Consider the following 3,429-nt stretch of genomic DNA (forward strand, 5'->3'; position numbering starts at 1 on the left):
CCAAAGGTGTTGGATCTATAGTTGCTTCCGGAATTCTTCCAGATGTATATCCCCCAGGCAGCCAAAAATTATTTGCGCCCGCCTCATTACCAGATGGCATACGCAACCCAGTTGGATTGGATATGTCAATTCTTACAGGTACGTCACCTAGATCTCCTTTTGATAATCCTAACATTTTCTCAATTGTGCGCACATCACCGCCAGATCGGCTAATTACATCATCAGCCACTGATTTAGGCATAACAAAATGACCACCTGGCGGTCCAATTTCAGAATATGCAGGATTAACACCCCACGCAATTTTGGAAACGCCACCTTCAAATTGGCTTAGATGAGATTTAATTTTGTCGGAATCCAAATAAGTAACAGGATCAGGAAATTTTTCTGGTTTCGCAATTCCTTTTGTAGCTTTATATGCACGAGCAGCCTGTTTAACTGAAGAGAATGCACCTTTAGTCTTCCGTTGAAAATCATTCCATGCATTCTTACAACTCAACCCCCACGGATCCACCCATCCCAGCGCATTCGGGGCATACTGGTAAAGGTTGATCCCGCCCGCCAGCCCTATCGGATCCTGCTGGGTAAACCGTCCGCTGTCCGGATCATAATAACGAAACAGATTGTAGTGCAGTCCGGTTGATTCGGCCCCTGCGGTGCCTCACCCCCCTGGGGCCATCGCTGAAGCGATGTTCAAATTTGCTTATGCAAATTTGTCCCGGTCCAGGTACTGGCCCTGCATACGCAGGTTCTGCTCCACCACAGGAACACGCTGGCTGGACTCGCGCAGCAGCTTGCCCCACGGGCTGTTAATGCCTTCCCAGGCTTTTTGCCCTTCACCGTCAGTCAGCAGCTCCGGCATTCCATTGGCCGCATTATGGAACAAGTAAATCTCCGGGCTTTCCACACCATCAATACGCGCCAGTGGTTCATAGCTCTGGCTGTCGCTGTAAACGTAGGTCAGCGGGATCCCGTCGTGGATTTCCTGCAGCAGGCGGTAGCCTTCCCACACAAAGCGCGTCGTGACGGCGTTGCCAGACGGCCTGCCCTGCAACAGCTGCTGGCTGGTTTTACTGATGCGGCGTCCCAGCGGATCGTAGCGGAAACTCACCTTAGTGCGCGGCTTATTGCGGTCACGTGGCTCGCTGATCACATCCGTCAGGCGATGCTCCCCATCATAGCGATAACGCCAGCGGGTATGCCCGTCATCTTTCTCAGTGGTACGGCCATGAATGTCATATTGCCCGCGGATACCGTTCAGTTCTTTGACACGGTTATGCATGACATGAGCGGCACTATGGCAATCCAGCGGGTTGCCTGCGCTATCCCAGCGCCACTGTTCATTACCCGGCTGCGCACCGTCCTGAGACAACAGCCGGCCGGCGTTATCGTAGTTCCATAATGTCTGGCTGAACGGATTATCGTCGCGCTATTCACGGATCAGATTGTTGCCGTAATCGAAGTCGCGCCGGCGGGACCAGACGCGCGGTGCAGGTCGCTGTGAGTCACCCTTAAACACGTCACGGCGGCGCAGTCTGCCTAAGCGATCATACTCACTGCGCATGGTCAGGCCGCCCTGCGTCCGGCTGAGTTCCCGATGCAGCGTGTCGCGTGTAAACTCGGTGACCGGCAGGTTGTCTAACGCGATGCTCAGTAAATGACCGCTGCCATAGTAAAGCTGCTTGAGATTACGACCATCCGGCAGTGTTAAGGCTGTGCAGTTACCCAGCGCGTCATACTCCCACGCCAGTTCGCCCTGCCAAATCTGTTAGGTATCAGGCAAGGGCAAATGCTAAGACACTTTACTCAGCTATCCCCGACAGCTGTAGTAGCTGTTTATTCCATGTACTCTTAATACCTTTTCAAGCTTTTTGCCTTTCTAAAATTCATCATATCATCCACCTTAAAATCGATGCATAATTTAAATCAAATTGAATCAATTCAATTATCACTGCCAAACATTAAATAACTGCTTCCAGATTTCCATCTCCTCATCTGTAGGGAGACTATAATCACCCGTAACCTTACGATAATTCATGAAGCAAACATCTATAGCCCGTATTGAAACCGTTTTATTTTTACGACTTCCATCAATGATAAGTTTCATCTCTTTGCGATACGCTTCATCTTTAATCATTTTTTGGAAGAATGTTTCAAGAAAATCTAAAACTTCATTGTAGGAAAATAAATCTATCATTCTCTCTCCGGTAAAATATCGACTTTATCGAAATTTATTATCCTATTATCAGCATAAATCTGTTGGATATTTCCAGCGCCATACTCTGGGTGCGCCTTGCTAAATAATTCAAGTGGGGTTATGTCTTTATCGCCAAACACTCGTGGATGAAGCACTTGTGGCACGTCGTTTACTAAAGTTATAACGTATCAAATTCCATTCTACGGCCAGCATCACTTCATAATTTATCTAGAGGACTAAAATAAATTACTTACAATTGCAAATTACCTGTATGTTAGCAGAAGGAATAATAATTAAGTATTTTAAAGTTCCAATAATCAAAATTGAGGCCGTCCCCGTCCTTCTCTGGATTGGGTAGCCATAATAACCTCATAAGCATCATTTTCACTTTTTTGAGCCTTCATTGCTTCATCAAAGGTTATTTTTGATTCTTTTTCAAACATAGCCACGGTACCATCGTCATATCGAATATAGTAACCATCGTCTTTCTTAACTATATCGATACCATAACCTGTAAATATCAATTCACTCATAATAAATCTCTCATAACTTTATTTAAAAACAGGATAAATATTTGCATCACTCAAAGGCGTTTGATCAATAACCGCTTCAATCACCCCCCCGGATGTTTTTCCTCCAGGCACCCAATGGTCATTTGCTCCTGCCTCCCTTCCGGATGGCATCCTAAGCCCACTGGGCTTGAGTATGTCAATTCTTACTGGCGAATTACCTAAATCACCTAGATCAAGCCCCAGTAAATGCTCCAACTTTGACACATCACCACCAGATTTAGCAATAATCTTGTCCGCTATAGCTTTTGGCATAACAAAATGTCCAGATGGAGGGCCAATTTCCGCTCTGTTTACACCCCAAGCGATTTTTGAAATCCCATCATCGAACATAGCAAGATGCTGTTTAACGTAGGAGGGTTCTAAATAACTTTCAGCATCTGGGCGTGCCTTTTTTTCAACACCTTTTAAAGCATTATAAGCCTTTGCTGCCCATTTTCTATTAGAGAATACCCCTTTAGTCTGGCTCTGGAATTTATTCCATTTATTTATATTATTACAACTCAACCCCCATGGATCCACCCACCCCAGCGCGTTCGGGGCATACTGGTAAAGGTTGATCCCGCCCGCCAGCCCTATCGGGTCCTGCTGGGTAAACCGTCCGCTGTCCGGGTCATAATAACGAAACAGATTGTAGTGCAGTCCGGTTTCCCGGTCCAGGTACTG

The 3,429-nt window shown here is 46.5% G+C and carries 3 protein-coding genes and 1 pseudogene; all 4 read right to left on the reverse strand.

Translation table 11 applies throughout. The annotated features are described in order from the left end of the window. Window positions 1–1,756: pseudogene (locus HFD94_RS22715) on the reverse strand (RHS repeat domain-containing protein); the annotation flags it as partial. Window positions 1,757–1,945: 189 nt separating this feature from the next. Further along, complete coding sequence (locus HFD94_RS22720; protein WP_033779344.1) at window positions 1,946–2,194, reverse strand: hypothetical protein; 249 nt, start codon at window positions 2,192–2,194, stop codon at window positions 1,946–1,948. 317 nt (window positions 2,195–2,511) lie between these two features. Beyond that, the gene (locus tag HFD94_RS22725) at window positions 2,512–2,727 is read right to left on the reverse strand and encodes a hypothetical protein (protein ID WP_033779346.1); all 216 of its coding nucleotides are present in this window, start codon (window positions 2,725–2,727) and stop codon (window positions 2,512–2,514) included. A gap of 18 nt (window positions 2,728–2,745) precedes the next feature. Beyond that, on the reverse strand, window positions 2,746–3,429 hold a 684-nt coding region (locus HFD94_RS22730; RefSeq protein WP_167433555.1), incomplete at its 5' end, for an RHS repeat-associated core domain-containing protein.

The sequence above is a fragment of the Pantoea sp. EKM20T genome (assembly GCF_011800485.1).
Lineage (GTDB): Bacteria > Pseudomonadota > Gammaproteobacteria > Enterobacterales > Enterobacteriaceae > Pantoea > Pantoea agglomerans.